The organism is Nostoc sp. MS1 (genome assembly GCF_019976755.1).
Classification (GTDB): Bacteria; Cyanobacteriota; Cyanobacteriia; order Cyanobacteriales; family Nostocaceae; genus Trichormus.
The window spans coordinates 6,156,571-6,177,986 of record NZ_AP023441.1 but is presented as its reverse complement, the minus strand read 5'-3'; the positions used below and the strand labels follow the sequence as shown (position 1 = coordinate 6,177,986).

The 21,416-nt window shown below is 42.5% G+C and carries 22 protein-coding genes and 1 riboswitch; of the genes, 14 read left to right on the top strand and 8 right to left on the bottom strand.

From position 1 onward, the window contains the following. Positions 1–24: 24 nt before the first annotated feature. Both NSMS1_RS26650 and NSMS1_RS26645 read left to right on the top strand, forming a co-directional pair. Complete coding sequence (locus tag NSMS1_RS26650; RefSeq protein ID WP_224087655.1) at positions 25–225, top strand: hypothetical protein; 201 nt, start codon at positions 25–27, stop codon at positions 223–225. A gap of 97 nt (positions 226–322) precedes the next feature. Beyond that, a complete protein-coding gene (locus tag NSMS1_RS26645; RefSeq protein WP_224087654.1) occupies positions 323–532 on the top strand; it encodes a hypothetical protein in 210 nt (69 codons plus the stop codon). Positions 533–577: 45 nt separating this feature from the next. On the opposite strand, the gene NSMS1_RS26640 is transcribed toward NSMS1_RS26645, so the two are convergent. Then, positions 578–1,039: a hypothetical protein gene (locus tag NSMS1_RS26640; RefSeq protein ID WP_224087653.1), complete on the bottom strand. Its 462-nt coding sequence runs from the start codon at positions 1,037–1,039 to the stop codon at positions 578–580. A 171-nt stretch (positions 1,040–1,210) separates the two neighbouring features. Here NSMS1_RS26640 and NSMS1_RS26635 point away from each other — a divergent pair, with 171 nt between their 5' ends. Further along, positions 1,211–1,702, top strand: a complete 492-nt coding sequence (locus NSMS1_RS26635) for a hypothetical protein (RefSeq protein ID WP_317986550.1) — start codon at positions 1,211–1,213, stop codon at positions 1,700–1,702. A gap of 57 nt (positions 1,703–1,759) precedes the next feature. Then, positions 1,760–3,940: a pentapeptide repeat-containing protein gene (locus NSMS1_RS26630; protein ID WP_224087652.1), complete on the top strand. Its 2,181-nt coding sequence runs from the start codon at positions 1,760–1,762 to the stop codon at positions 3,938–3,940. Positions 3,941–4,201: 261 nt separating this feature from the next. Here NSMS1_RS26630 and NSMS1_RS26625 read toward each other — a convergent pair whose 3' ends face one another. Continuing rightward, entirely contained in the window at positions 4,202–4,777 is a 576-nt protein-coding gene (locus tag NSMS1_RS26625) for a class I SAM-dependent methyltransferase (RefSeq protein WP_224087651.1), read from the bottom strand. Between the two features lie 222 nt (positions 4,778–4,999). Here NSMS1_RS26625 and NSMS1_RS26620 point away from each other — a divergent pair, with 222 nt between their 5' ends. The 3 genes from NSMS1_RS26620 (at position 5,000) to NSMS1_RS26610 (ending at position 6,882) form a co-directional block, all read left to right on the top strand. Further along, positions 5,000–5,494 carry a hypothetical protein gene (locus tag NSMS1_RS26620; RefSeq protein WP_224087650.1) on the top strand — a complete coding sequence of 165 codons (495 nt, stop codon included), beginning with the start codon at positions 5,000–5,002 and terminating at the stop codon, positions 5,492–5,494. Between the two features lie 3 nt (positions 5,495–5,497). After that, positions 5,498–5,674: riboswitch (cobalamin riboswitch) on the top strand. Positions 5,675–5,694: 20 nt separating this feature from the next. Continuing rightward, entirely contained in the window at positions 5,695–6,102 is a 408-nt protein-coding gene (locus tag NSMS1_RS26615; protein ID WP_224087649.1) for a DUF1636 family protein, read from the top strand. A 42-nt stretch (positions 6,103–6,144) separates the two neighbouring features. Further along, positions 6,145–6,882 (top strand): cobalt-precorrin-6A reductase, encoded by a 738-nt coding sequence (locus NSMS1_RS26610; RefSeq protein ID WP_224087648.1) that lies wholly within the window; start codon positions 6,145–6,147, stop codon positions 6,880–6,882. Between the two features lie 37 nt (positions 6,883–6,919). Here the strand turns inward: NSMS1_RS26610 and NSMS1_RS26605 are convergent, their stop codons facing one another. Then, positions 6,920–8,305: a cytochrome P450 gene (locus tag NSMS1_RS26605; protein ID WP_224087647.1), complete on the bottom strand. Its 1,386-nt coding sequence runs from the start codon at positions 8,303–8,305 to the stop codon at positions 6,920–6,922. 323 nt (positions 8,306–8,628) lie between these two features. On the opposite strand from NSMS1_RS26605, the gene NSMS1_RS26600 reads away from it, so the two are divergent. The 5 genes from NSMS1_RS26600 to NSMS1_RS26580 all read left to right on the top strand — a co-directional run bounded on the left by NSMS1_RS26600 (position 8,629) and on the right by NSMS1_RS26580 (position 12,514). Continuing rightward, positions 8,629–9,261, top strand: coding sequence for a ParA family protein (locus NSMS1_RS26600; RefSeq protein ID WP_224087646.1), 633 nt, complete (start codon positions 8,629–8,631; stop codon positions 9,259–9,261). After that, on the top strand, positions 9,261–9,896 hold the full coding sequence (locus NSMS1_RS26595; protein ID WP_224087645.1) for a hypothetical protein: 636 nt from the start codon (positions 9,261–9,263) through the stop codon (positions 9,894–9,896). The genes NSMS1_RS26600 and NSMS1_RS26595 overlap by 1 nt, the downstream gene beginning before the upstream one ends. A gap of 111 nt (positions 9,897–10,007) precedes the next feature. Next, a complete protein-coding gene (locus NSMS1_RS26590; protein ID WP_224087644.1) occupies positions 10,008–11,711 on the top strand; it encodes a hypothetical protein in 1,704 nt (567 codons plus the stop codon). 105 nt (positions 11,712–11,816) lie between these two features. Continuing rightward, entirely contained in the window at positions 11,817–12,191 is a 375-nt protein-coding gene (locus tag NSMS1_RS26585) for a type II toxin-antitoxin system RelE/ParE family toxin (protein ID WP_224087643.1), read from the top strand. Next, the gene (locus tag NSMS1_RS26580) at positions 12,188–12,514 is read left to right on the top strand and encodes a helix-turn-helix domain-containing protein (RefSeq protein WP_224087642.1); all 327 of its coding nucleotides are present in this window, start codon (positions 12,188–12,190) and stop codon (positions 12,512–12,514) included. The genes NSMS1_RS26585 and NSMS1_RS26580 overlap by 4 nt, the downstream gene beginning before the upstream one ends. Before the next feature lie 99 nt (positions 12,515–12,613). On the opposite strand, the gene leuS is transcribed toward NSMS1_RS26580, so the two are convergent. Then, on the bottom strand, positions 12,614–15,232 hold the full coding sequence (gene leuS / locus NSMS1_RS26575; RefSeq protein ID WP_224087641.1) for a leucine--tRNA ligase: 2,619 nt from the start codon (positions 15,230–15,232) through the stop codon (positions 12,614–12,616). 278 nt (positions 15,233–15,510) lie between these two features. Between leuS and NSMS1_RS26570 the strand changes: the two genes are divergently transcribed. Beyond that, positions 15,511–15,918 carry a gamma-glutamylcyclotransferase gene (locus NSMS1_RS26570; protein WP_224087640.1) on the top strand — a complete coding sequence of 136 codons (408 nt, stop codon included), beginning with the start codon at positions 15,511–15,513 and terminating at the stop codon, positions 15,916–15,918. A gap of 20 nt (positions 15,919–15,938) precedes the next feature. On the opposite strand, the gene NSMS1_RS26565 is transcribed toward NSMS1_RS26570, so the two are convergent. After that, positions 15,939–16,544: an anti-sigma factor family protein gene (locus tag NSMS1_RS26565; protein WP_224087639.1), complete on the bottom strand. Its 606-nt coding sequence runs from the start codon at positions 16,542–16,544 to the stop codon at positions 15,939–15,941. A gap of 152 nt (positions 16,545–16,696) precedes the next feature. Continuing rightward, positions 16,697–17,353: a sigma-70 family RNA polymerase sigma factor gene (locus tag NSMS1_RS26560; RefSeq protein WP_224087638.1), complete on the bottom strand. Its 657-nt coding sequence runs from the start codon at positions 17,351–17,353 to the stop codon at positions 16,697–16,699. A gap of 1,336 nt (positions 17,354–18,689) precedes the next feature. Here NSMS1_RS26560 and NSMS1_RS26550 point away from each other — a divergent pair. Further along, a complete protein-coding gene (locus NSMS1_RS26550) occupies positions 18,690–19,481 on the top strand; it encodes a L,D-transpeptidase (protein WP_224087636.1) in 792 nt (263 codons plus the stop codon). A 109-nt stretch (positions 19,482–19,590) separates the two neighbouring features. Here NSMS1_RS26550 and NSMS1_RS26545 read toward each other — a convergent pair whose 3' ends face one another. Together NSMS1_RS26545 and NSMS1_RS26540 are read right to left on the bottom strand one after the other, a co-directional pair. Beyond that, positions 19,591–20,127, bottom strand: coding sequence for a late competence development ComFB family protein (locus NSMS1_RS26545; RefSeq protein ID WP_224087635.1), 537 nt, complete (start codon positions 20,125–20,127; stop codon positions 19,591–19,593). A gap of 128 nt (positions 20,128–20,255) precedes the next feature. Next, the gene (locus tag NSMS1_RS26540; RefSeq protein ID WP_224087634.1) at positions 20,256–21,170 is read right to left on the bottom strand and encodes a M23 family metallopeptidase; all 915 of its coding nucleotides are present in this window, start codon (positions 21,168–21,170) and stop codon (positions 20,256–20,258) included. Between the last annotated feature and the right edge of the window lie 246 nt (positions 21,171–21,416).

The following is a 21,416-nucleotide window of genomic DNA, read 5'->3' as shown; positions in this document are numbered from 1 at the left end:
TTTTTAAAAAATTGTAATAATACTATGTTCTCCATTGGAGATTATGTAATTAATCAACAGACTGGGCATTTAGGAAAAGTTGTTGGTTATGGCAATTCCCCCATTAATCAAGTAGATAGCGCGACATTAAAAGTGCTTGTGGCTGAAACTGCTAATTCGCGCAAGCGAGTATTTGTGGTGGAAGACCAAGTTTCAGCATGGGTTAGGTGGTCAGTAGCGTCATAGTTCCACCTTTCAAGAAGTATAGGCTGTGGGAAAAGATGCGTTTATCTATTTATTGCGATTATTGCGCCGTAATTACAAGGCTTATTAAGAGGTAAAGATGGTACAAGATTGTATTTTGTGTTTACAAGAAGCGGCTTTACAATTCTTATCTAAAAAGCCTGTATATCCTACAGACCCGAAGGATTGTTTTGTAAATCCTCCCTGTGGTTGTCCTAACCCTGGTAAAGAAGTCCAGTGTGAAGACTGTCCGCACCTGGAAGCTTGTTTTTCTAATTGTAGAAAAGAGAGTAAGGAGTGGGTGAGATAGAGGAGACAAGGAAGATGTATAACTGCCCACTCAGCACGCTTGAAGTTACCGAGCCTGCCTAACTTTTTTGCTGTTTGGCACTTTTTCTTGTGAAATTAAAAGCTTATAGTTATACTGTCCTGGGGATAAATTTCCTATGTATATTAAGTACCTGCCTGAGTCCCAGTAACCAGAAAATTCGGGTTTATCTCCTGAGTAACTATCTGCTAAAACACAGAAACGTCCACCAGGTCCATCAATCAATAGTGTAGGTTTTCCCTCACTTTCAACTGTCAATCGTAAGTAAGGTATTGCTTCTTTAACTTGGATAATTTGATTAGGAGTAGTACCGACGTTACCGCAATTACTTTTTACTGATGCGCCAGACTGTCCACTCAAAACCATTGGTTCTGAGGGTAACTTCTTACTAATTTGAACTGGTGGTACTTGAGCCAAATTGGCTTGACTTGATGCCAAAACCATCACCAAAGCTGCGGGAACAAGTTGAAATAAGTTAAACTTTCTCATATAAATTAATGCTCCCGACTATTTTTAGAGCGATATAAATATAAATAGTCTGAGTTATATGACGCTGCCTATCCGTCTATGTTCCAAAATATACTGTATAAAATTTTATTTAGTAAATTAATGAATATATAGCTAAATATTAAAGATTAGATAAAGTATCTAATTAATAAGATGGCTATCTGGAAAAGAGAAACTAGGGATTGGGAAACTCAGGACTTCCGCTACCATAGGCAGTGGATATTAGGAGCAATAGGAACTGGAAAAAAATTCTGCTCTGCCTTGTCTCCCTTTTCTCCTAATATATTTTTTCATCCCCCTTCCCTTGGTAAGTATCTTATGAGTCCTCAACCAGAAGATGATTTAGAGCGGCGTTTGCAACAGCTAGAGGCAGAAATGAAGTCCCAGCCTTCAGCACCAGAGAATAATTCGCCGTTGAGTTGGTTAAGTTGGCCACCCAATTTCCAGAAAATACAAGTCTGGTTTAACGGCTTATCACAAACAAATAAGCTCATAGTTGGGGGGGTGTCAGTAATATTAGGTCTAGCGATCGCTCAAATGGTGGTGAAAGCCGTTGTATCAGCAATATCTTTGGCGCTATTGGCAGGGTTGGTGTATCTTGGATACAAATTTTTTGTATCTGGCAATTCGCAAAATAAGCCATAGTCTTATGTTAACCATGCCGGAAAGGGCAAAGAAATAACTTTAAAGGAAATTATCTAAATGACCACCCCAATTGTTAAAAAAACTAATAATCCCCTTGGTAACAATCCAGCCAAAACCAGTTCGATACCCTTAGTCAAAAGACGCTTGGCAGCTTGGGTGACTGAAATTAGCTTATTGGCTGCCGCCGGCTTGGTTCCTTATGGTCTGGGTATGTTTGTCAATTCCAGAAGTGAGATTAATCGAGAACCGCTTCATCCAGTATTAGTGGTGACAGAAAGAGCGATCGCTAGACCTTTGGCATTACCCGCAGACTACGGTATTCGTAATGTAGCTTGGCCAACTAATTACTTATGGATGTTAGCTTTATTAGCACCCACTACCCTTTCATGGTGGCAATTATACTTACTAGCAAAAACAGGTAGCACCCTTCCTAAACGCTGGTTTGGTGTGAAGGTCGTCAACGAGGAAGGTACTCCCCCAGGTTTAGCCGCCGTTGTCGTCAGGGAAGGGATAGGTCGCTGGACTGTACCTGTGTCTGTTGCTTACATTCTCTGGCGCTACAGTTTTGCTTTCCCCAACTTGCCATTGTTCACCTCATTGGCAGTATTGATGGTGGTAGGTGAAGCTTTAGCCTTACCCGCACGCCGAGGACGGAAAGCCTTGCATGATTGGTTGGCAGGTACTTACGTAGTCGATGCTAATCGTCCCGTAGCCGCCCCAGATGTAGCTGCTAGTGGACGGAGTTTGGCGACTGCTAATCAGACTGAGGAGGGAAATCAGGCATTAGGTGCAACAGCAATGGCCATGAGTTACCACCAACCAGAAGCTTTAGCTACAGATAACAGCAGCTTGGTTTCTCTATGGCGGCGGATGCAGCAAAATCCTAACCTCACCCTGTTCGGTGTCGCCCTCACCAGTATGACGGCTGTATTAGCTACCTTAATTGGGACTCAAGTTTACATCCAAACTCAGCACGGGAATCGAGAATCGCAAAAAGTTAATAGTCAGCAGTTCTTGGCACTGGTGCAACAATTAAGTCCTGAGTCTGGGGCTACCATTGAAGACCGCCAAAGAACAATTTTAGCTTTGGGTAGTCTCAAAGATTTCCAGTCTATCCAGTTTTTGACGGATATGATGGTCAAGGAAAATAATCCCATCCTGATAGACACCATCCAACAGTCGCTAACCAGTGTAGGAATAGATGCCATTCCCGAATTACAAAACAAAAACCAGTTTTTGGCTTCAGAATTAGATTCTGTTGGTAGCGCCTCCCCAGAACGAGAAGCGCGACAAAAGCGGCTACAAATTAACCAACAGACAATTAATAAAATCCTCAATGTTTACAGTGGTAAAACTACAGGGCTTGACCTGAGCCGGACTCAACTTGGTCAAAGCGGTACTGCGGGTAGTTCTTTCTTCAGCTTGGTTTTAGACAATAGTGATTTATCAGGCATCAAATTTAAAGGTGCTAATCTTAACCAAGCTAGTTTTAAGGGTAGCCGTTTTCGTGGTGTTGGTGAAGATGGACGCTGGGATACTTTTGATGATGCGATCGCTGATTTAAGTCAAGCGCAGATGAAACAAGCCAATTTCACTGATGCTAACCTCAGTCGTGTCCTCATGACTCGCAGCGACTTAAGCCGCGCTACCCTCAACAGAGCTAACTTAGCAAATGCCCGCTTAATTGGTGCAAACCTCAGCAGCGCTCAATTAGTAGGAGCCGATTTGCGAGGCGCTGTTTTAGAAAATGCCAGCTTAACAGGGGCAGATTTAGGTGATGCTAAATTACAAGAAGCTAACCTCTATGGCGCACGTCTTGGTCGAGTCATCGCCATAGGCACTCAATTATCGTTTGCAAACCTAACTAAAACTAGTTGGCAAAATTCAGACCTTTCTGGTGCTGATTTAGAGCGAGCCAATCTCAGCAATGCTGACTTCAGTTCCAGTCGCATGACAGGAGCGACTTTGCGATCGGCTCAACTAGAAAATGCTAATCTGCAAAATGCTGACCTAAGTCTTGTAGATTTACGAGGAGCAAACGTTGCCGGTGCTGACTTTAAAAATACAATCCTCACCCCCAGCAAACAAGACCCATCTGATCAATTTGTCCAAACCCCAGATTTAGGTTCGGTGTCTGCGGTAGTCAAAGGCGTAGATTTTTCTCAAGCGAAAAATTTAGATGCCAAGCAACTAGCTTATATTTGCACTCAAGGCGGGATTCATCCTCGTTGTCCGTAGTTAGATCAGGGTGTAGCATTTGTGAGAGGTTAAGATCAGATAGCATTTGTCAATAAGCAATAGTAGTTAAAATATTGCTGAAATCGGGGTCGGAAACACACTTTTTGAGCAGGCGATGCCTACGCTTAATCTTGATACGCATCATTCATTCTTGCCCCATAAGTTAAGTACAATAGTTAACTTAATACCTGTGTTTTTCCTAAATTTTCAGCACAATTTCTAATTGACAAAAGTAAAATTATCTTAATTTCTCACCGATGCTCATGAGGCGATCGCCAATGCACAAAAATCGCGATCTGTCTCAACTAGGCGCGTTTGAGTGAAACCAGCAGTCGTAAGTATCTGAGTTAATCCAGTACTTGATTGCCCTGAATAAGAAGTAAAACCAAGTGCTATTCGACCACCAACCTTCATAACTCGCCGCACTTCCCGCAGCCCAACTACGGCATCTGTCCAGACTTGCATAGAGTTAACCGCCAGCACTTTATCAAATTTGTTGTCTTCAAAGGGCAAACTTTCCACCGAACCTTGCCGTAAATCAACCAGACCCATCTCAATCTTCGCCATGTTTCTAGCTGTAGCTTGCTCAACCATTTCTTGAGAGTAATCGATGCCTGCGATATATCCTGCTGATGCTAAAGAGGATAAACGCTGAATACCAACTCCTGAGCCAAATCCAACTTCCAACACTTGGTCATTTGGCTGAATATCGAGTTGGTCGATCACCGAATAGGTAAATGCTTGGTTCATGGATGTCATAATCATGCCACCCAACCTACCTAGCATACCCTTTGGGCGACCAAACATCTGCATGAATATACTGTCTACAATGCTCATCACTATTAATTACCTCTCTACTGTGATGCCTCTATGCTATCTAGTATTGAGTTTTTAACACATTGTCATTCTGCCTAAAACTACAAACACTGGGTATCTATGACATAGTGTATTAATTTTGAATTTTAAATTGATATTACCCATGACCTAGAACCGACATCAGCGATAACATAGGTATTCAAAGGAACTTTCAAAATCCAAGATGGTGTGAGGAGTCGGGTGATGAAGTATTTACCTTATTTAGTTACGGTTTTGGGGATTAGTTCTGCTTTGAGTCTGGTAATTAACACTCAACCAGCACAGGCACAAGCTGCATACGGTAGTTATGTTGGTATCGGGCCGACTGTTGGTTTGACTAATGGTATCCAAGTAGGGGGGGTGCTAGCCTTTCGTTACAAACTGCTGGAATCACCTATTTCCTTCCGCGCCCAAGCTTTGGTAGGGCAAAATACCGCAGTTGTACCCACAGTTTCCTATGATATCCCCTTGAACTGGCAAACAGATGCTTATCTGGGTGCTGGGTTAGTGTTGACTGGTGGTAATAGCGCCTCTCCTGTGGGTGACAAAATTAGCTTTGCCTTACAACCAGGTGTTGATTACATAGTTCCTAACAGTAATACTGTTTTATTTGGTAATGCCGTTATCGCTTTTGATGCTTATCGTGACGGTGGCGGTGCGGCTGTCGCTGTCCAAGGTGGTGTAGGTTTACGCTTTTAAGTTACGATTGAGTGAATGTTCGGTTCTGGTGGGGAGCAGTCACCAGAGGTAACGGGGAAAGTACGCCTGCGGTGCGTCGTAGGCTCGCGGTGAAAATCCGGCGCTGTCCCGCAACTGTGAAGGAAAGTAATGGTGTTGACTTTCCCAGCCAGAATGCCCGCCGAATTTTGTCTATTATTCTCAACATCTGCGAGGTACGGATGACTATTGATAACTCCTTGGGTGTGGCTGAACACACCTTATTTGTTTGCAAAACATGCGCGAGTGTTTGGCAAGATGGTAAGCGTGTAGGTGAAAGCGGTGGTCAAAAGCTTTTAAACCAACTCCAGCAATTAGCGCAAGATTGGGAATTACGAGATAAATTTCCCATCCAAGAAGTTGAATGTATGAGTGCTTGCAACCGTTCTTGTGTTGTTGCTTTTAGTGGTAAAGGCAAATTAACCTATCTTTTCGGTGATTTAGCTTTAGATGATAATATCTCTGCCGTGTTGGAATGTGCCAGCAAATACTACGATAAAGCAGATGGTTTACTACCTTGGTCAGAACGCCCTGAACCTTTAAAAAAGGGTATTCTAGCTCGGATTCCAACCTTACCTATCAATAATTAGGCTGTAGGTGTATGCTTAATTTTTGAATTTTGAATTTTTCCGATGCGCCTTTTAATTCTGGGTGGAACTGGAGATGCAGCCGAACTCAGCGCCAAAGTAGCAAATATTTCAGGTATTGAGGCGATCGCATCTCTAGCCGGTCGCACCCGTGAACCCATCCTTCCATCAGGTAACTTCCGAGTCGGGGGTTTTGGCGGTGCGGCTGGACTAGCTGAATATCTTCATCAGATGCAAATTGATGTATTAATTGATGCTACTCATCCCTTTGCATCACAAATTTCATTGAATGCAGCTACGGCGGCGCATGAAGTCGGCATACCACATTTAATGTTAATTCGTCCGCCTTGGGAAAAAGTAGCAGGCGATCGCTGGATTGAAGTTGATAGTACCAGCGCCGCCGCCGATGTTGTAGAAAACCAAGCCAAAAGAGTATTTTTAACCGTTGGTAGACAAGAACTCGCCGCCTTCGCCCATCTACAAGACATCTGGTTTCTCATGCGAATGATTGACCCCCCGGCGGCTGATGCCTTAGTGCCGCCTGGGATGATATTGTGCGATCGCGGCCCCTTCACCCTCACACAAGAAAAAGAACTCCTCATTCAAAATCATATCGACACCATCGTCAGCAAAAATAGCGGTGGTAACGCCACCTATGCCAAAATTATCGCCGCACGAAAATTAGGCATACAAGTTGTCATGGTAAAACGTCCACCAGTACCAGACGCAGAACAAGTTGCAAACGTTGATGCAGCAGTAGCTTGGCTACGGGAAAAATTGTGAGGAGACAGTTGACAGTTGTTTTTTCTCCTCTACTCCCTCATCTCCCCCCACTCCCCACTCCCTGCTCCCCACTCCCCAATTTATTCGTCACCATTCTCATTCCGCCCGGCGCAGCCAAGGTTAAACCGCGACGGACTGGACGAACTGGACGCTTACTGAGTCTGGATACTCGAAACTGTGACAAGATTGTTGCTAAGACAATTTTCATTTCATATTGGGCAAATGCTAGACCGATACAACGCCGATTTCCGCCGCCAAAGGGTAGGTATTCGTAAGGAGAAAATTGTCTTTCTAAAAAGCGTTCTGGTCTAAATTGTTTAGATTGGGGATAAACTTCTTCTCGATGGTGGGCTAAATAAATACTCGGAACAACCAATGTTCCTTTCGGCAATTGATAACCCATAATTTCTACAGGGTTGTTGGTTCGCCTAAAGAAAGCATTCAGCACAATGGGATAAAAGCGGAGAGTTTCCTGGCAAACTGCTGTTAAGTAAGGTAGTTTAGCAATACTGCTGGGTTCTGAATTTTCATCAATAGTATCTAATTCTTGGGATAACTTTTCCCGCACTTCTGGTAGACTATCAATCCAATAAAATGCCCAAGTTAAAGCAGAAGCAGTAGTTTCATGTCCTGCAACCAACATTGTCATTAATTCATCACGCAACTCTAAATCTGACATCGGCTGTCCATCTTCATAACGTGCCGAAATCAATAAACTGAGAATATCTTGACGGTTTTCCGCAACATCAGCCCGACGCTGATCAATTAAAGCGTATATCAATTCGTCAATTTTCTCGATGAGGCGCACCATCCGCCCCCAAGGACTCCATGCGCCGTAATCTTTTTGTGTAAAACCAAAAAATAACGTGCTGGACATCAAAGGCGAACCCATAAAATCTAACAAAGTAGTTAGTAGTTGCCGCAGTTCCTCAAACATTGGCCCTTCATCTACACCAAACACTACTCGCAAAATCACCCGCATGGTAATTTCCTGCATAGAAGCGCGGATATTGAAGGGCTTGCCTATTTGCCATTGTTGAGTTACTTGCCCCGTAATTTCACGGATAGCTTGACCATAAGCCCGCATTCTTTCACCGTGGAAAGGAGGGGTTAAGAGTTGACGTTGACGCTGATGGCGATCGCCTTCCAGTAAAATTAAAGAACTCTTACCTAGCAAAAGTTCTAAAAGCGGCCCACCTGCTCCCCCAGTGTCAAAACAATTAACATTACTAAAAATCTGCTCCAGTGCTTGGGGATGACTGAAGTACACAAAATGCGATTCTCTGCTACTCCAGATAGTAAAGTTATCACCGTAGACTTTAGCAAAATCTTCTACATACTCTAGTGGCTGGGTAATAAACTTAAATAACCGCAGCAAACGCGGGATTCTAGGGCCTTGGGGTAGGTTGTAAGTAGCTGTCATAAAAATAAAAGTTTAAGTCTACAGACTTCTATTCTTACGATTTTTTCTCAAACTGTGGGTGGTCATTAGTCATTAGTCATTAGTCATTAGTCATTAGTCATTAGTCATTAGTCATTAGTCATTAGTCAACAGTCCATAGTCCAAAGAAAGGGAAAGGGAGTTTATTGTTAGCTTTCTCGTTTCACCTTTAACCTTTTGTTCATCTCCCTCATCTCCCCCCTCTTCCTCATCTCCCCCACCTCCCCAGTCCTATTTTCAACTCAAATGCAACGACAGTCACACAAAGCGGTATATTCAAGTATGGCAGGGTCGGATGATAACAAGTGCCAAAAATCATCACTATTCTCAACGGTAAGGGGGGTGTCGGTAAAACGACTACCTCCATAAATTTAGCTGCTCAGTTTGCGAAGAAGAAAAAAGTGATTCTTGTTGATACAGATGTACAGGGTTCTGCCAGTTGGTGGTTTGGCAGAAGTCAAAATGGGATGGGGTTTGATCTATCCCAAGAAACCAATCCTCAGCTTTTAGGTAGGTTACAAACTATCAAAGAATACGATTTAGTAGTAGTAGATACGCCACCTGCGCTACACTCGGAAGCACTAGCCACAGTAGTAGCGATCGCAGATTATCTAGTTTTACCTACACCACCATCCGCAATGGATTTGGCTGTATTAATTGAGACAGTCAAAGCGGCTGTAGTTCCGGCTGGAGTTGCCCATCGGGTTTTACTCACAAAGGTCGATACTCGGAGTATAAATGAAGCAATAGAAGCACAAAATACTCTCCAAAGGCTAGGAATACCCGTTTGTAAGGCTTTTATCAGGATTTACAAAGCCCATGAAAGAGCCGCCTTGGATGGTGTAGCTATTGACCAATGGCGAGGCAAAAATGCTAGAGAAGCGGAATCAGATTACCACCGCGTGGCCGAAGAACTACAGCGTGATTGGAGAAAATAATGCCTAGAAAACAGAACCTTTCCGACTTAATTCAAGAGGAAGCCCAAAAATTTACCCCCTCTGCTGATGAAGCAGCAATTGAAGTCACCGCTCAACCAGTGGCGGAAGAAACTGCTGAAACCCCAGAAGAATCTCAACAGACTGAAGCCAATGGTGCTAAACGTGGTGTTCCCACTAAGGCAGATTTAGAAGCCACCATTAAAGAATTACAAACAAGTTTAAAAAAATCAGAACAACAGGAAAAATCCTTTCAACAAAAAGAAAAATCCTTTCAGCAAAAAATAGAAGAATTACAATCAGCTTTATCTGAACAAAAAGCCTCAGTCAAAAAGCTCACAAAAGAGTTAGAAGAAACCAAAAAAACTGCGCTACAACTTGCACAAGCCAACTCTCAACTGATAGAGGAACATAAAGCATTAGTCATAGCACAAGAAAAAGAGCAACTAGAAAAACTAGAACAAGAGAAACTACAACTAGAAAAGCTACAACAAGAAAAACTGCAAAAAGAAAAACAAAGCTACAAACCAGTACCTTATAGAAAATCAACTCGACTTCCTGACAATCGACCAACACAACCATTGCCAACAATTGAAACCAAGGATGATTTTGCTTCTAACACTTGGTTGTACGATTAGATATGGTTGACAGTTAACAGTTGTTTTTTCTCCCCTGCTCCCTCCCGATTTTCCGAATTTCATGCGTAATTCCTATTGATATCAATTTGCTCTGAGTCTAGAGAATTACTCATGAAATATCGCATAATATCTCTGTTGCTGTCGGTGATAGTTATTACACACGCCGTCCCGACAAAAGCTGCGCCCAATATACTAATAGATTCTCATGATAAATCTATACGTATCAGTGGTTGGTTGGGTGAAGAAAGCGCATTAATTGGTAACTTACGATTAACTGCACAGGGAGAAAATATTGAGAGATTTGTCTTTCTACCTTCAGATTTGCGGCGGAAGGAAGGCGGGGAAATAATTAATCGTAACCAAATAACTATCGTCGGTCAGCCACAACTTTCTGAAGGTATTCCTCAAGATTTTCAATTGAGGGTAAGCGATATCCGCTTACCTGGAACTTATGAAGGGACAATTCAAGTATTACTGCCAAATCAGGGTCAGCAGCAAGTACAAACTATTCCCATTCAAGTAATTGCTAAAGCTAAACCTACTCTTATTCCCTTGGGTGGTACAGAACAAATTCAACTGCGCCTAGTCAATTGCGATGGAATTTTGGGCTTTTTTGATTGCTTAACTGCGAGAGGGTTATTACCTGCGAGTGCATTTTTAAATCAGTGGCAATTGCAATTTGATAATTCTAGCCAAGCACCTGTAACTATCGTTGATGCCAAAGTTATTATCAAAGGTGAACAAACAGGGTATCAGTTGACAGAGACAGCCCTGAGTTTACCACAAAGTCCAGTGAATTTAGCAAGCGATCGCATAGTCACTCTACCATTAACCCTACATCGTTCCCTCATTCCTCCAGACCGTTATACAGGCGCTATCTACTTTACCCTTGCAGGACAAACTCAAAGACTAGCTATCCCCGTAGATTTAAAAATGCGCTCTGGGCCAATTTTGCCCTTGACGGTATTAATATTTGGTGTGGTTTTAGGTCGATTATTTAAATATATGCAGGAGTCTGGTAATGATATCACCAGAGTAATTAAAGCAGTTTATCGCCTCAAAGCCAGAATCAGAGAAGAAGTAGAATATCCCGAAGACCAAACAATACTCAACAACATGGTTGATTGGGTAGAACAACTAATTAGATGGGAAAAGATAGATAGAGCTTTAGCAGAAGTAGATGCAATTGAAACCCGGTTAGAAGCATTAAATAAGCTGCGACAAATAGAAACTCAATTATTAGAAATGCAAGGATTAGACACCTTAGATAAAATGGCTGAAGATGTACAAAAAAATATTATTAAAACTCGTAACTTTTTAGCACAAAAAAATGATGCTATTGCCCAAAGATGTATGCAGGATGTGATGAAAGGTTTAGCCAGCATCAACCAAAAGTGGCAAGCAGATAAACATTTCTTGCAGGATGAAACTTTCTTACCTCTGGAATTAGCTCATGCAGTACATGATTACTTAATTCGCGCCGATGCGATCGCTCCAAAAGACATACCATTCAACCAGCCAAAATGGCAAACTCGCTGTCAAGATTACCTCATATTTCTCTCAGGCGTATCTGACGATATCCGCATCGGTGCTACATTTTGGCTCATCCGTCCCTTTTTATCCCTCACCCTACTAGTTGGCTTATCCTTAGTTGGTATCGGTTCACTATATGTAGATAACGGACTCACCTTTGGCGCGAAACCCTTCTCTGACTACTTAGGATTAATCCTATGGGGAATTAGCGCTGATGTCGCTAGCCGCAACCTCAGCAGCTTGCAAAATAAAAGTATTAATAATGATTCCAACTTAACTTAAACTGTTATCACTGAATACACAGAGGTAAAGCAGGCGATTGGTGAGCAACTGCGGTGGACATTTTATGGTATTGTTTCACTAAATTTATAGGAAATTTCATATAAAATGGACAATGATGAGGAAATTATAGAGTTTCCTTTACGACCTCTATTTTGGATGGGTGACTCGCTTAAAAAGATCCGTTCATTTCCTGAAGAGGTGCGTGTATCAGTTGGCTACGCATTGCAATTAGTGCAAGCAGGTGAAACACCTATGGATGCCAAGCCACTTAAAGGCATTGGAAGCGGCGTGTATGAAATTGTCAAACGCTTCGATACCGATACTTACAGGGCAGTTTATGCGGTAAAGATTGGAGAGAAAATCTATGTACTTCATGCTTTTCAGAAGAAATCAAAGCAGGGTATTAAAACCCCACAAGCTGATATTGATCTGATTAAACAACGCTATAAAGACGCAGTAGCAAGAGAGAAAGAACAATGACACAAGAACCCGTTTTTGAACAAAGCAGTGGTAACGTATTCGCCGACATGGGTTTATCAGATGCGGATGAACTTTTTACACGGGGTAAGATTGGTATTCAAGTCCTACGCCTCCTAAAACAACGTAACCTAAAACAGCGTGAAATCAGCGAACTTCTAAGCATTCCTCAACCAGAAGTATCGCACTTGATGAAAGGCGAATTTCAACGCTTCAGCGAAGGCAAACTTCTCATTTTCTTGAAGCGACTCGATACAGAAGTTACTTTACATCTGCGCCCTCGTCATGCAATAGATCAGTCTACTGAAACTGTAATATCGCTATAATCCTCCGTGCCTTTGTGTTTTTAACCACAGAGACACAGAGGAGGACACTTGCGTGGGCGGGTTTCCCTACTTGAGCAAAGTGTCCGTAGAACAAGGGAATTAACCAACTACGAAATTAACCAACTTTCCAGGTACGACAATCACCTTTTTGATTTCCTTACCCTCAAGATGACGTTGCACAACCTCAGACTCACGGGCGTATTTTTCCAACTCAGCTTTATCTGCTTGTGCTGGAACTTGGAGATCAGCACGCTTTTTGCCGTTCACCTGAATTACCAAAGTGATTTCGTCAGCAACTAAAGCAGCCGTGTCAAAAGCAGGCCAAGTTTGCGTATGCACTGAGTCGCTATTCCCCAACAAATGCCACAATTCATCAGCGATGTGTGGCGCAAAGGGAGCGAGTAACAATACTAGTGTGTGGATACCTTCAGCATACACTGCTGAATCTTTACCACTAGCATCAGTCAGGGCATTACTCAACTTCATCAACTCAGAAACAGCAGTATTAAATTGATACTCATCTTGGACATCTTCTGTTACCGACTTAATCGCAGTGTGAATTGCTCGGCGTAAATCTTTTTGTGACTTGCTCAATTCACCTGATTTAGTCTGAGGGTTGACCCCCGATGCAACATAATCTGTCACCAAACGCCAAACCCGATTTAAGAAGCGGAATTGCCCCTCCACATCGGCTTCATCCCACTCCAAATCTTTTTCTGGTGGCGCTTTAAATAAGATGAACATCCGCGCTGTATCTATACCATATTTACCAATAACCTCTTCCGGCGCGACACCGTTACCTTTAGATTTGGACATGGTGGCGTAAAGGCGTTGCAATGGTTCCCCTGTTTGGGGGTCACGGGGGTCATTAGGGTTAACCAGATGGGAAGGTATCCATTTATCTTTGCCGCCCTTGTTCGGGTTGAGGTAAGTTAAACCCTGTACCATGCCTTGAGTTAATAAACGCTCAAAGGGTTCGTCGAAGTTCAACAAACCGCGATCGCGCAATACTTTGGTAAAGAAGCGAGAATACAATAAGTGTAAAATTGCGTGTTCAATACCGCCTACATATTGGTCTACTGGCATCCAGTCATTAGTTTTGGCTGACTCAAATACCTGTCCTTCGTTCTTAGCGTCAGTAAACCGTAAGAAATACCACGAAGAATCGATAAATGTATCCATCGTGTCTGTTTCCCGTTTGGCGGGAGTGCCACAGCTAGGACAAGGTACATTCACCCAGCTTTCTAACTGTGCCAATGGTGAACCACCGCGTCCAGTAAACTCCACTTCTTCGGGTAAAGTGACAGGCAAATCCTTATCTGGTACTGGTACAATGCCACAGTTGGGGCAATGAATTACAGGAATTGGTGCGCCCCAATAACGTTGGCGAGAAATCAACCAGTCGCGCAAGCGGTATTGAATGCGTTCTTTACCAAAACCCTTTTCTTGGGCGTATTTAACTATGGCTTGTTTGGCATCTGTGGAACTCATGCCAGTAAAAGCCCCAGAATTAATTAAAATTCCTGGTTCTGTATACGCTTCGTTATATTCAATTTGCACAACTTGGGTAACTTCTTCAGTCTGTGATGTTGAGCTTAAGTTAAAACCTGCCACATCATCAGGGGCAGCAATGACAAAATCAATGGGTAAATCGTATCTTTGAGCAAATTTGAAATCCCTTATATCATGGGCAGGTACACCCATCACCGCCCCAGTACCATACTCATACAGTACATAGTCGGCAATCCAAATAGGTACTTCTTCCCCTGTGAATGGGTTAATTGCCTTCCCACCAGTGGGTATGCCGCGTTTGGGTTTATCTTCGGCAGTACGTTCTAACTCGCTTTGATTTTTTACCTCTTGAATAAACGTATCTACTGCCGCTTGTTGTGCTTTGGTAGTGACTTGCTTGGTGAGCGGGTGTTCTGGTGCTAAAACTACATAGCTGACACCGAAAACTGTATCAGGACGAGTGGTGTATACACCAATTTTTTCTGTGCTACCAACGATAGGAAATTCCAAATATGCTCCTGAAGATTTCCCTATCCAGTTCGCCTGCATCAATTTGACTCGTTCTGGCCAACCTGTTAATTTATCCAGGTCGTTTAATAATTCTTCGGCGTAGTCAGTAATCTTCAAAAACCACTGCCGCAACAATTTACGCTCAACTATCGCCCCACTGCGCCAAGAACGCCCTTCACTGTCAACTTGCTCATTGGCTAATACAGTTTGGTCAATAGGATCCCAGTTTACAGCCGCTTCTTTTTGATAAGCCAACCCGGCTTGCAAAAACTGTAAGAAAATCCATTGCGTCCATTTGTAATAATCTGGGGAACAGGTGGCAACTTCGCTATCCCAGTCGATGGATAAACCAAGACGTTGCAATTGTTGCCGCATTTGGGCAATATTTTGATAAGTCCATTTAGCAGGCGGCACACCACGGTCAATGGCGGCGTTTTCTGCTGGTAAACCAAAAGCATCCCATCCCATTGGGTGCAGCACCCGATAACCCTGCATACGTTTGAGGCGGGCTATCACATCTGTAATTGTGTAGTTACGGACGTGACCCATGTGCAGGCTGCCCGATGGGTAGGGGAACATGGATAGAGCGTAGAATTTTGGTTTATTGCTCTGTGTAGGGGTCTTATCTAAGCCAAGTTCTGCCCATGTTTTCTGCCATTTTGCCTCAATTGCTGCGGGTGTGTATCGGGAGTCCACCGAATATTCTCCTACTCGTCTGTAATCTTGTCTGCCTCCATATTGTAGATGATGGTAGGCAAAGGTTTGAAAACTGGCAATAGATGAATTGTGGGAAGCGGGCGGTAGAGGATGATGAGGGAGATGTAGCTTGCTTCTCTAACGTTCGCGTAGCGTGTCGGAGACAGACGCTACGGGAACCCGCAGGGTGGGAGTGGAGGGAGTTGGGGGAGCAGAGGAGAATAACTAATTACTGTTGACTGTTGACTATTGACTAATAACAACTGACAACTGAACTAATGAATGTTTTTGTTTACGGCACACTCAAGCCAGATGAACGGAATTATCTTAGATACTGTGCTGGTAAAGTTGTGGAAGCCCAGAGGGCAACTACATTAGGGCGGTTATTTGCTTTGCCAATGGGATATCCAGCCATGACGATGGGGAAGGACATCGTTCATGGATATTTACTTAGTTTTGCTGATTTGGGAGTTTTGGCGACTTTGGACGGACTGGAAGATTATCAACCTGAGAGAGCAATGTCAGAGAATCTTTACAATCGCCAGAATGTTAAAATATTTAACCTCCTGGGTTCTTCTCTCGGTTTGGCTTGGGTTTACTTAATGCAGCCAAAAACAGTGAAACAGTTAGGAGGTATTTATCTACCTGATGGTTGGTGGAGTGGTAATTCGTTTAAGTGTTTATAATGATGACCACGAATTAGAGCTTAGTTAATATTAGGGGGAACTTCCCGGAGTTGCGATCGCCTTTGATTGTTTTCCTTTTCAGGGGAAGCTACAGCCGCCTTCGGAATTTCAATCACTGGCTCATTCAAAGCTACCTTGAGTTGGACGCTGGACTGGGCAACAGTTTGAGAAGTTTGTTCTTGCCGATTTTGAGCTAGTTGTGGTGTTAGTGCTTCCTGTCTTGGTAGCCAGCTAGAAACTGCTCCAATCACACAGGCGGCTACTGCGCCACCAAATACCCACTTTAAGCGAGAACGACGGTTAACTTTGGCGATTACTTGCTCGGCCGTAACTTCTGGGGCTTGTTGGGTTGTGGGTATGGGCATGGTACGGATACCTTGCCTGAGCTTTAACAGCCTCGAATAGAGGCACTGCACTGCAACATCATTAGCTAACCAGTCTTCCACTTGCTTACGTTCTGCTGCTGTCACCTCGCCGTCGAGGTATGCACTCAATAATTCAAAGCGATCGCGCTTCACCATATCCATAGCACCCGTTGCTTCATTGGTATGCCTAGCCATCTTGTTTAGTAAATCTCTCGAAAATTGCCGCCGACAACGGTTATTAAAATCAGAATCAGTAGTCATACTAACATTTTTACTAATTCGTTCACGCTCACAATGAGGGCAACCGTGAGATATTCCTCTCTTTTATAGATGGCGGGGGCATAATACAGTTCCCTCACAATTCTTAATCAATAGTTAAATTCTGCCATAAGGCAGTTCAAAGATATTGTAAATTAGGCATCAAGATAATTTTGCAATTGAGTTTGCAATCTGGATCTAGCTCTGGCGATTCTTGATTTTACTGTTCCCAAGGATACCCCTGTGATTTCCGCAATTTCTTCGTATGCCATGCCTTCGATTTCCCGCAACACAATTGTAGTCCGAAAAACTTCAGGTAAATCAGCGATCGCTTCCCGCAATTGTTCGTAAAACTCTCTAGTTGTCAGTTCTTCCTCCGGTCCTGGTGTATCTCCAGCAATTTCCCAATCCATTTCACCATCATCTACAGAACGAGGGGCATCTAACGACAAGGGAGCGACAACGCGCTTACGTTTACGCAACTCGTCATAAAACAAATTGGTGGCAATGCGGCTTAACCAGCCCCTAAACTTAGCAGGTTCTTGTAATCGGTTAATATTGCGATACACACGAATCCACACTTCTTGAGCCAAGTCGGCTCTATCTGCCCAGTCTGGGGCTAGGTGGTACAAAACTCTGTCAACCTGGGTTTGATAACGACGCAAAAGTTCAGCAAACGCAGCACGATCTGGACGCAGCCCTGCTTGACAGCGCAAGATTAAATCGTGGTTAGAGAGTTTGTCAACTTGCACCGATGCTTCTGGACACCTCGCATCAACCGTTGACCAGGATACAGTAATCGATTGACTCATAGATCGTACTGGCTGTAATTCATCCCTATCTATTAGACATGCTTATTTGTCCCTTGTTCCAGAATCAGGTGACGGATTTAGGAGTGTAACACCAACTTGTCTAGGATTAGGTGCATTTGTTCGGCTCCACAACGTCGATCTCGCTCTTTGTGGATTCTTTTGTGTACCTGTCAACCCCAGGCTATATTACAGATGGCTGTGGAACCCACACTAACTGACCACTTATACTTGACAAAGGATGCAATGCGTGCATTACTTTAATGCACTATCTAGGAGTCAAAACTACTTCTTGTTCTCTACAGGTTAAGTTACTCTAGAGGAGGCTTTTAGGAATACATAGAAATTAATCTATTAAAATCCCAGTTCTTATTGATGAATAGTTGTCAAGTGGATAACTTCCAGTCTATGTTAACTGCCTAATTTTTTGTATGTAGATAAAAGTAGAGGTAAGTAATTTTTATAAAATTTCTGGGTAATATTTACTAAATTGACTTTAGCATTATTTTCGCAGAGAAAAATTTTTAGTCATTAGTCCAAGACTTAATCCTTAAGTTTTGACAAATGCTCGGACAAAAACACAACAAATATAAGTTAATAACAGAAATAATTATGAAAATATTCTTTTCATTTATTATCACCATTACTATATTGCAAAACCATGACAAAACAAGGTAGGTTTTATTAAAATGAAAAACTTAGTTATTTGGCAGACAGAAACTAAGCCCGCTTAAAACTATTTTTACTAGTAATACTAACTAATAATTTATATGAAACATTGAATTACACAACCTGGAAGTATAAAGGTTATTTTCCCTCTAAAAGTTCCAGATTGTTTATTGAAAACTTTGCCAGTAAACATCAACCAAAAGTATATTCTCAGGGATTTCTTGGTTTACAGACACCAGAAAATGTCATTTATCCGGTCTTTTTACTAAAATTGTTGTTGATGTGTCTATGTGTTGTTGATAACTAGCCTTAGAACTGGTTTGTTCAGGGACATGTACTTGGAAAAATAAGTTGAGGGCAAACGTAATTGTGATTGCTAGACATAGTTTTTCTAACATAGTATTTCTCCTACCCACACCGTTTATGATTAAGTTCCTCACTTGGCAAGTGTTACAAGTAAGTTTGATGTTAAAAGTTCTTAGTTTTACACTCCAGTTAAACAAACTTCTGTTTGAGAAATTGTCTAACTGTAATGGATATATATCTTTAGTCTGCCCATTAGCTCAAACATAGTTATGTGTAAACAGATAAGAATTTATAAATTCTTGATAATTAAAAAATAAAAATGTTCAATTAATCGGTCGGATATGTCAGGGATTAACAATAGGCGATGGCAATGGTAAGAAATGAATCTGTAGGGCGTATGGTAATGTTTCTTGGCTTCGGCACAGCTATCTTGTCGTTAGCTGTGCATTGGCGCATTACTACAGCGCAGGAGCAGTCTAAAAAACCAGTCTTGACAACCGTAAACCGTCCCGGTGGCGTTTACAGGGGGGGAATTGGCGAAACCGCTTTTGGTGCGCCTGTACCTCCTGGTGACTCTACTCCATCTCAATCATCCCAACCACAGTCTTCGGCTATTGAGCCTAATGATAAGTCGGATACTGTTAATCAAAATGTATCTTTAACGACTAACATACCCAAAAAACCGGAACTATTAACACCTTCTAGTCAGTCACGGTTGTCTCAGCCTTCAGCCCACCAAAAAACCTCCAATAAGCTTGTAGAGAATGCGAAGAAGGAAGTAGTGGTGGATTTGAGCGATCGCCGCGCTTATGTTTATGGTGGAGATATAGTGATTGCTAGTTACCCAATTGCTATAGGTAAAAAGGGCTGGGAAACCCCTACAGGAACTTTTACAGTCGCCCACATGGAACATGATCCAATTTGGAAACACCCCATTACGGGTAAAGTATTTCCACCAGGCCCTGATAGTCCATTGGGAGAAAGATGGATTGGTTTTTGGTCAGATGGACGCAATAAAATAGGATTTCACGGCACACCAGATACCCACCTTTTAGGCACAGCTATTTCTCACGGTTGCCTAAGAATGCGTAATTCTGATGTCCGTATGTTATATGACCAAGTAGAAGTAGGTACACCCGTGGTAGTTCAAAATTAGTCCATAGTCCATAGTTCATAGTCCATAGTCCATAGTCCATAGTCCAAAAGCTTGACTGTTGACTAATGACTAATGACTGTTGACTAATGACTAATGACTAATGACTAATTTAAGATTTCTGTTCAAAGCTGGGAGCGTAGACTTGTAGTAAACTACTAACCTGGCGTAAGATTTCGTTGCCAGTTGTTTTTGTTGACACAGGGGTTCTGTTGTCGTTTGGTTGGTTCAGGTTAAGGTTAATTGCCTCGCTTACCTGCTGTGAAATTAATTCTTGAAGTTCAGCCTTAGCGTGGATGCGTTGGTAGCTAGCACCCTCTTCTGTAGTGGCGTATAAGGGGGGTAGACGATTGAGGGCGTAGGCTGCAATATCCCCAACATCGATAGAACTCTCGCTAGTAGCTTCGATTTCTGCTACTCTGGCGATCGCTTCAGTTAACACTAATTCTTCCATAACGTTAATAAACTGTTTGCGAGGAACTGCCACTACCTCACCAGTTAATAACGCTCCCATCAAACGATCTAACGCCATGTACTCTTCTATGGAGAGTTCTGAGGCATTATCACAGATGCGTCCGACTTCTGCTTCCATTGCTGGTGTCAAATAACCATCCTGGAGAGCTTGTTCTACAATTTTTTCAATACTCATAACGCTCATCTTTTATTTAAGCCACCCAAGCAAGGTAAGTACCGAACCAATTACAACTTATTTTTCCTAACTCATTATCGACAAAAAATATACAAAGTCAACACTAGCAGCCATCAATCATACGTATATTATGGGAAAGTTTTTGTTTTCCAAGGAATTGGATCAACAGATTGACCATTCACATACAGACCCCAGTGTAAGTGAGGCCCAGTAGCAGCCCCTGTGGAACCGACTGCGCCGATTAATTGCCCTGCTTTGACAAAATCACCTTCTTTAACATTAATTCGGCTCAAGTGCATGAAAATACTGACAACTCCTTGACCGTGGTCAATGCCTACGACGTTACCATGAACCCGAAATCCTTGGGATACTCTACCTACTAAAGCTACCTTGCCAGCTGCTGGAGCAACTACACGAGATCCGTCCGCACCTGCGTAGTCGATCCCACGATGGTAGTAGTCTTTGGCAAACTTGCCGTTGTAGTAGCGACGTACACCATAACCTGTGCTGAGTCGTCCATTATTGGGGTTAAGGAACGCCCCCTTCCAGTACTTTTCGGGTGTTTGTAACGCTTTAAATGCGGCAACACGATTAAGTTCGTATTCAGTTGCCCCATCAGCAGACTTCCCTGGTGGTAAAGTAATTCGCTGTACCGGAAACTTACGGTTAGCTACTGGTACAGATAACTCTTTGACTTGACCATCACCAGTAACTCTAATTTTTCTAGTGCCTGGCTTTTCTAGGGGAGTTGTGGGTATCAATGCCCGATATCTATTAGGCGCTACCTCAAAAGCTGGGTAAGTTTTCTCGCCGACAGATATTGTTGGTTTATTAGGACTATCAGGATTATCGAGATTAATAAATACAGAAACTGTATCCCCTAGTCGGGGATTAGTAGGATTTACCTGTAACTGCAATGCTGATACAGGTAATGTCGATATTATCGGCAAAGTAGCACAAAGACTTATTAATAAGTTAGTATGCGAAATATTAAATCTGCATCTATTTTTATAATAATTAATTGTGGGAACTTCGTTAGTCATATCACTCAATCAATGTTTTTACTTCTGCTAAAAAACACACTAGCTGATAATTGCTAGTGTTTCCTCGCTGAAGCAAATTTTTTTGACTATACTGTATAGTCTGGAAAATTGCTCTAAGCACTAAACTATACTAACCGTAATGTATAAAGTTGCAAATGATAATTATCTTAATCATCCAGAGATTGCCGAGGGCAGGAATATCTTTTTTGAATTAAAAGAATAATTAGCTACCACAGCTTTGGTATA